This is a genomic window from uncultured Salinicola sp., from assembly GCF_937921195.1.
Lineage (GTDB): Bacteria > Pseudomonadota > Gammaproteobacteria > Pseudomonadales > Halomonadaceae > Salinicola.
Map to the genome: position 1 here is coordinate 1 of NZ_CALFQK010000012.1, position 7,170 is coordinate 7,170.

The 7,170-nt window shown below is 65.3% G+C and carries 7 protein-coding genes; 4 read left to right on the forward strand and 3 right to left on the reverse strand.

Annotated elements, in window-relative coordinates; translation table 11 throughout:
- Positions 1 to 144 precede the first annotated feature (144 nt).
- The 3 genes from Q0602_RS00810 to Q0602_RS00820 form a co-directional block, all read right to left on the reverse strand.
- Entirely contained in the window at positions 145 to 417 is a 273-nt protein-coding gene (locus Q0602_RS00810; RefSeq protein ID WP_110598155.1) for an oxidative damage protection protein, read from the reverse strand.
- A gap of 12 nt (positions 418 to 429) precedes the next feature.
- Positions 430 to 1,512, reverse strand: coding sequence for an A/G-specific adenine glycosylase (gene mutY, locus Q0602_RS00815; RefSeq protein ID WP_298837508.1), 1,083 nt, complete (start codon positions 1,510 to 1,512; stop codon positions 430 to 432).
- A gap of 136 nt (positions 1,513 to 1,648) precedes the next feature.
- A complete protein-coding gene (locus tag Q0602_RS00820) occupies positions 1,649 to 4,063 on the reverse strand; it encodes an AsmA family protein (protein WP_298837511.1) in 2,415 nt (804 codons plus the stop codon).
- Between the two features lie 279 nt (positions 4,064 to 4,342).
- Here Q0602_RS00820 and hisB point away from each other — a divergent pair, with 279 nt between their 5' ends.
- The 4 genes from hisB to hisF all read left to right on the forward strand — a co-directional run.
- Complete coding sequence (gene hisB, locus Q0602_RS00825) at positions 4,343 to 4,936, forward strand: imidazoleglycerol-phosphate dehydratase HisB (protein WP_110708031.1); 594 nt, start codon at positions 4,343 to 4,345, stop codon at positions 4,934 to 4,936.
- 40 nt (positions 4,937 to 4,976) lie between these two features.
- The gene (hisH, locus tag Q0602_RS00830; RefSeq protein WP_298837513.1) at positions 4,977 to 5,618 is read left to right on the forward strand and encodes an imidazole glycerol phosphate synthase subunit HisH; all 642 of its coding nucleotides are present in this window, start codon (positions 4,977 to 4,979) and stop codon (positions 5,616 to 5,618) included.
- 71 nt (positions 5,619 to 5,689) lie between these two features.
- On the forward strand, positions 5,690 to 6,472 hold the full coding sequence (gene hisA, locus Q0602_RS00835) for a 1-(5-phosphoribosyl)-5-[(5-phosphoribosylamino)methylideneamino]imidazole-4-carboxamide isomerase (RefSeq protein ID WP_298837515.1): 783 nt from the start codon (positions 5,690 to 5,692) through the stop codon (positions 6,470 to 6,472).
- On the forward strand, positions 6,469 to 7,170 hold a 702-nt coding region (gene hisF, locus Q0602_RS00840; RefSeq protein WP_298837517.1), incomplete at its 3' end, for an imidazole glycerol phosphate synthase subunit HisF. The genes hisA and hisF, both read left to right, overlap by 4 nt.

The following is a 7,170-nucleotide window of genomic DNA, read 5'->3' on the forward strand; positions in this document are numbered from 1 at the left end:
CCGCCGACACGGGGATTTTCAATCCCCTGCTCTACCAACTGAGCTATCTGGCCCTCGCCAACGGGGACGCATTTAACCAGCATGCCGTTTGGGGGTCAAGCCTTTTTATTTCAAAAAGATGAGTTCCCTTCACCCTGCCGGAAATCACTGGCCTGGCGGTACGTAGCCCTCGGCGTGATCGGTCTCCTGATTGTCGAAGAACCGATTCATCTGCGTCGTCAGGTACTCCCGCGCCTGCGGGTCCAGCATATTGAGATGCTTCTCGTTGATCAGCCGCGTCTGCAGCGCCTGCCACTCCTCCCAGGCGCGCCTGGAGACCGTCTGCTGAATCTCCTGGCCCTTGGCACCGGGCAGCGGCGGGAACGCCAGCGCTTCGAGCTCTTGTTGGTACTTGCGGCAGAATACCGTCTGCGCCATGTAAGCCTCCTCTCAGTCGATAAGTGCATGCGCCTGGGCCAACGTGGCCAGCAGGGTCTTGACCGGCGCCGCCAACCCGACATTCGCCGGTGCGGCGGGATCGACCCACTGCTGGTTCGATTCGGCCACGGTGGCGGCCCGGCGATCCGGTAGTCGAGCCGGTCTCGGCGTGATCTCCAGGCGAAAGTGGGTGAACGTGTGTATGAACGGCTGCCAGGCAGTGCCGAGGTGAGAGCCTCGATAGCGCCGCTCCAGCCAGTCATGCAGCTCACTGTCGCCATCGAACTGGGGAAAGCCCCACAGGCCGCCCCACAGACCGCTGGGCGGACGTTGCTCGAGCAGCACCCGTCCCGTGTCGTCCTGCAACAGTAACATCTGCGTCCGCCGCGTCGGCAACTCGCGTTTGGGCTTGGAGCCGGGATAGCGGCGCTCATCGCCCTGTTCGTGGGCCACGCAGACATCCTCGAATGGACACAGCAGGCAGCTCGGCTTGCCGCGCGTGCAGATCATGGCGCCGAGATCCATCATCGCCTGGGTGTATTCCGGCAGCCGGCGTTCCGGCGTATAGCGCTCCGCCAGCTCCCACAGCCTCGCCAGCACGTCGCTCCTGCCCGGCCAGCCCTCCACCGCGTGCAGGCGGGCCAGCACGCGCTTGACGTTGCCATCGAGGATCGCGGCACGCTGGCCGGTGCTGATGCTGACGATGGCGCCGGCCGTGGAACGACCGATCCCCGGCAGCGCCGTCATCGCCTCGAGGTCATGGGTCGGGAACTCGCCATCGTGTTCGTCGACGACGACTTGGGCCGCCTTGTGCAGGTTACGCGCGCGGGCGTAGTAGCCAAGCCCGGTCCACAGGTGCAGCACGTCGTCCTGGGGCGCCTCCGCCAGCGTCCGGACATCGGGGAAGCGCGCCATGAAGCGTTCGAAGTAGGGGATGACGGTGGTGACCTGGGTCTGCTGCAGCATGATCTCCGACACCCAGACCCGGTAGGGCGTCTTGTCGTGCTGCCACGGCAGCGACTTGCGGCCGTGCGCGTCGAACCAGCCGAACACTCGCTCGCGAAAGGCCTCGGCCGATAGGGCTATTTCCGCCAAACCGCACCTCTCCAGAGTGGTGGAATCGAGTTGAACATCGATGGTGAATCGATCAGGAAAATCAGAGCGCCGTTGGCCGGCTTGGCAAGAGGGCGCCGACATCGTGTCGGCGCGGGGAACCGGCTACCGGTCCGGCTCACTTGAACAGATCGCGGAGCTTGTTGCCGAGTTTCTCGGATGCGCCTTCCCCCAGTTTGTCGTCGATCTTCTGACGGGTCTCTTCATCCAGCTGCTTGTTCAGCTCTTCGTCGATACGCTCGCCAGCCTTGCGTTTGGCCTCGTCCGTGGCGAGATTCGCCAGCGACTCCTGGAACGCTTCGCGATCGAATCCACACCACTGCCCGGGTGCGTCGCTCAGGCTGCCTTGACAGCGAATCGGGAAGTCGATCTTGGCCAGGCGCGGATTGACGCCGCAGGCAGCCTTGTCGGCGGTGTCGGTAAAGCGCGCCGCCGCACGGTAGTCGAACCGGTTGGTCACCAGGTTGACATCACCCTTGCCGGTCACCGCGATGCCGGGAATGGCGATATCCAGATCGTCGTTGTGGGCCACACCATTGTCGACCTTCACGCTGGCCTGCAGCCGATCGAAGGCGGTGTCCTCGCTCCATTCACGGGTCGACTCGCGCCCTTCCAGGGTCGCTACCGCGCTGCACAGCTGACGTGACACGTTGACGTCGAGCATGGCGCCGTCGTCGATCCGCAGCGCCGCCTGGCCATCGAGATTCTGCTTGAGTCCTTCGGCGGTATTGGTACGCGAATCGAAATCCCCCTGCAGATTGAGCTTGCCGCGCAGCGGAGAGTCCTTGCCGCTGAAGTCCTGGTAGAGCGGCGCGATGTCGACGCCATTCATGCGCTCGGTGAAGGACAGCTTCAGCGGCGGTTGGCGAAGATCGAGCGCGCTCGAGGCCTTCAGCGAGCCGCCGTAGAGCGAGGCATCGAGCGAGTCGATACGCTGGCGACCACCACTGCCACTGGTGGTCAACTCGACATCCCCCATCCGAATGCCCTTGGCCTTGAGCGAATCGAGCGTCAAGTGCCCTTCCTGCTTGAGCTCCGCCAGCCAATCGACCGGCAGCAGTTCGGCGCCTTCGGCCGCGGCCAACGCCGGCTGGACACCGAGCGCCGACAGCCAGGCCGTCTCCTTGCCATCAACGCTCTGGGTCCCGTCCGCGCTCTGGGTCCGGGGGGCCAGGTAGCGATCCAGGTCGAGCTGATCACCCGCCAGATCGAAGTCCAGCTCCCGGCCGTCGAAGGCGCCCCCCAGCGAGCCCTTAAACGTGGTGTCGTCCAGCGTCAGCTGCAAGTCGTCGAAGTCGATACGCTGGGCGCTGCCGGTGAAGGGCCCGCTCAACGAGAGCGCGGTGAGCGCCTTGTCGTCGGCACTGTTCACGTCGATACCGAAGCGCGTCAGCCAGTCCCGAACCGATAGCGGCGCGAGTTCCAGCCGCCCCCGGTATCGAGGCGCGTCGTCCAGTTGCGTGACGTCCAGGTTGCCTTTCAGGTTCAGCCCATCGTCGCCGCTCAGGACGACATCGCCGAACGTGGCGGTGCGGGCCTCCAGGTCGGCCACGGCATTGGCGCGCAGATCCAGCGACAGCGGCGTTTCCTGCATGGCCGTGTGGTAGAGCGAAGCGCCCAATTCGATTCCGTCGGCCCGATACTGCTTGGCCTGGGTATCCGCGACCAGCGTGGCGACCTTCAGGTTGAGCGACTGTGCCTGCTCGGCCAACGCCGGCAACTGCGCCTTGCCGTTGAGCGTCACGTTCCCGAAGGTGTAGCGTCCGGCGCCGAGATCCATGCGCATCTGGCTCTTGAACTGGAGGTTGCCCTCGATGTCCGGCTGGCGCCCGTCGACATCGAACGAGAGCTGAACCGGGAACGACGACTGCGGGCTGACGTTGCTGCTCTGCAGGCTGAGGTTGGCCAGGGTGACATCCAACGATTTCTGCCGGTCGACGTAGTTCACCTGGCTGTTGGCCACCTTGACGCTGGCGATATCGAACGCCACGGCCTGATCCTCGCCCGGCTTCAGACCGGGGCCCTTCTTCTCCGGCTGGGCCGGCGGCTCCGGCTCGGCGGTATTCTGCGACGGCGTCCCACCTGCGCCTGGCGAGGATGGGTCAGCGCTATCGTCGCCGGCCAGGCGATCCAGCAGCACCTGCCAGTTGCCCTGGCCCTGCGCGTCGCGGGCCAGATTGAGCCGCATGCCATCGAGAATCAGGCCATCGACCGACACGTCTCCGGTCAGCAATGGCGTGAATGCCACGCTCACTTCGGCACTGTCGAAGCCGACAAAGGGGGCGTCGTCCTGCGACTGTTCGGGAAGCCAGGCTTCGGCGTCCTTGACGCTGACGCCGATGCGCGGATAGAAGGACCACGACAACGGACCGTCGAGACGCAGCTCGAGCCCGCTCTGGTTGCGGACCGCCTCGATCAGACGCGGCTTGAGGTCGTTCGGGTCGAAGAACGTGGTGATGTAGACGACGGCCACGACGACCAGAATCCCCAGCACCCCGATCGCCGCCAGCAGTGCCCTGACCAGCCCCTTCATTCGAATCCTCCCTGTGCACTGACGTGGGCAGGCCTTCGTGCGCCGGGACCGAGGCTCCACGCGAGTACGATGCGACGGAGCGTGACCCGATGATGCGACTCGACCTGCTGTGCGGCTTCCGGCATGCCCCCTGTGTCTCCCTGTCGGCGGAACGACTTGACTGCGGTGGAGAACGGCCGAATGACAGCCGCTCGATAAACACCGACATTGTAGCGGATGCGGGGCCCGATTCACTATAATGGCCGATTCTCGCCAACCGTACCGGGAGATTTCCCCCGCATGTCCGAGCGCATCGCCACGGTGTCGCGCGACACCAACGAGACGCAGATCACGGTCACGGTGAATCTGGACGGCAGCGGCCGTCTCGATTGCCGAACCGGGGTCCCCTTCCTCGACCACATGCTGGATCAGGTGGCTCGCCACGGCATGCTCGACCTGACGATAGACGCTCAGGGCGACCTCGAGATCGACGAGCACCACACCGTCGAGGATCTTGGCATCACCCTGGGCCAGGCATTCGCCCAGGCGATCGGGGACAAGCGCGGCATTCGCCGTTACGGCCACGCCTACGTGCCACTCGACGAGGCGTTGTCCCGCGTGGTGATCGACTTCTCGGGGCGGTCCGGGCTGTTCATGGATGTCGAGTTCACTCGCGCGACCATCGGCCGACTCGATACCCAACTGTTCTGGGAATTCTTCCAGGGCTTCGTCAACCATGCCCAGGTCACCCTCCACATCGACAACCTGAAGGGCTTCAACGCGCACCATCAGGCGGAGACCATCTTCAAGGCGTTCGGTCGCGCACTGCGAGCGGCTGTCGAGCAGGATCCGCGCATGGCCGGCCAGATGCCGTCGACCAAAGGCAGCCTGTGATACCGGCCGGCGCCATCACCGACTCAGCGAGGAAACCGCAATGACGATCGCCGTGATCGATTACGGGATGGGCAATCTGCACTCCGTGGCCAAGGCGCTCGAGCACGTCACCCATGAAAACGTCATGGTGACCCGCGACCCGCGCTCGATTCGCGGCGCTTCGCGGCTGGTGCTGCCCGGCCAGGGGGCGATCCGCGACTGCATGGGCGAACTCCAGCGCACCGAGCTCGAGGGGCTGGTCAAGGACCTGCTCGAGGAGCAGGCCAAACCGCTGCTCGGTATCTGCGTCGGCCAGCAGATGCTGTTCGAGCGCAGCGAGGAGAACGGCGGCATCGATTGCCTCGGCTTTCTCCCCGGTGGCGTCCGTCACTTCGGCCACAAACTGGTCAGCCCCGAGGGCGAGCGTCTCAAGGTGCCCCACATGGGCTGGAACCGGGTGACGCAGCACCACGCGCATCCGCTGTGGAACGGCATCGAAGACGGCGCGAGATTCTACTTCGTGCACAGCTATTACGTCGAAGCCCTGGAAGATGCCGATATCTTCGGCAAGACCGATTACGCTGGCGCCGAGGCCCATGTGGTCACCGGCCGAGGCACCGTGTTCGCGGTGCAGTTCCACCCGGAAAAGAGCGCCAGGGATGGCCTGCAACTGCTGGAAAATTTCGTCAACTGGGCGCCCTAGGCACGATCCGGGAAGTGGCTGCCTCGCCGGCTTTTCAGACGGCACCTGACTGACTCAAAGGACTCGAAACCATGCTGGTAATTCCCGCCATCGATCTCAAGGACGGCCAGTGCGTGCGGCTCAAGCAGGGCCGCATGGACGATGCCACGTCCTACGGCGACGACCCGGTGGCGATGGCCGCACGCTGGGTCGACGCCGGCGCCCGGCGGCTCCATCTGGTCGATCTCAACGGCGCCTTCGAGGGCAAGCCGGTCAACGGTGAAGCCGTCACGGCGATTGCCCGCGCCTATCCGGACCTGCCGATCCAGATCGGCGGCGGCATTCGCAGTGCCGAGACCATCGAGCACTATCTCGCCGCCGGCGTCAGCTACGTGATCATCGGCACCAAGGCGGTCAAGGAGCCGGAGTTCGTCGGCGAGATGTGTCGTCGCTTCCCCGGCCACGTGATCGTCGGCCTGGACGCCCGCGACGGTTTCGTCGCGACCGACGGCTGGGCCGAGGTCTCGACGGTCAAGGCAGTGGACCTGGCCAGGCGCTTTCGAGATGACGGCGTCTCCTCGATCGTCTACACCGACATCGCCCGCGACGGGATGATGCAAGGCGTCAACGTCGAAGCCACCGCTCAACTCGCCCGCGACGGTGGCCTGCCGGTGATCGCCTCCGGCGGAGTGACCGATCTGGAAGACATCCGCGCGCTGGCCAAGGTCGCCGACAGCGGCATCATCGGTGCCATCACCGGCCGAGCCATCTACGAAGGCTCGCTCGATGTCGCCGAGGCCCAGGCCTTGAGTGATTCGATTCAGGGCGATTCGATTCGGGGCGATCGGATCGATACCGAAGGAGCCCGCTCATGACATTGGCCAAGCGCATCATTCCCTGCCTCGACGTCGACGCCGGCCGCGTGGTCAAGGGTGTCAATTTCGTCGGTATTCGCGATGCGGGCGACCCGGTGGAGATCGCCAAGCGCTACAACCAGCAGGGCGCCGACGAGATCACCTTTCTCGACATCACCGCCAGCCACGAAGACCGCGACACCACCGTCGAGATGGTCGAGCGCATTGCCGGCGAGGTATTCATCCCGCTCACCGTCGGGGGCGGCATCCGTCGCTGCGAGGATATCCGCACCATGCTCAACGCCGGGGCGGACAAGGTCTCGATCAATACCGCCGCCGTCACCAACCCGGATTTCGTGCGCGAGGCCGCCGAGCGCTTCGGCAGCCAGTGCATCGTGGTGGCGATCGACGCCAAGCGGGTCAGCGCCGAGGGCGAGACGCCGCGCTGGGAGATCTTCACCCATGGCGGCCGCCGGCCCACCGGCATCGACGCCGTGGAATTCGCCCGGCTCGTGGCCGCCAAGGGCGCGGGAGAGATCCTGCTCACCTCGATGGACCGGGACGGCACCAAGGCCGGGTTCAACCTGCCCCTGACCCGCGCGATCTCGGACGCGGTCGCGGTGCCGGTGATCGCGTCGGGCGGGGTCGGCAATCTGGATCACCTGGTCGAAGGCGTGACCGAGGGCGGCGCCAGCGCGGTGCTGGCGGCCTCGATCTTC

Excerpts from the sequence above, each read along its gene's own strand:
- hisA (WP_298837515.1), top strand. The coding sequence starts at position 5,690 with ATGCTGGTAATTCCCGCCATCGATCTCAAGGACGGCCAGTGCGTGCGG.
- hisB (WP_110708031.1), top strand. The coding sequence starts at position 4,343 with ATGTCCGAGCGCATCGCCACGGTGTCGCGCGACACCAACGAGACGCAG.
- Q0602_RS00820 (WP_298837511.1), bottom strand. The coding sequence starts at position 4,063 with ATGAAGGGGCTGGTCAGGGCACTGCTGGCGGCGATCGGGGTGCTGGGG.
- Q0602_RS00810 (WP_110598155.1), bottom strand. The coding sequence starts at position 417 with ATGGCGCAGACGGTATTCTGCCGCAAGTACCAACAAGAGCTCGAAGCG.
- hisH (WP_298837513.1), top strand. The coding sequence starts at position 4,977 with ATGACGATCGCCGTGATCGATTACGGGATGGGCAATCTGCACTCCGTG.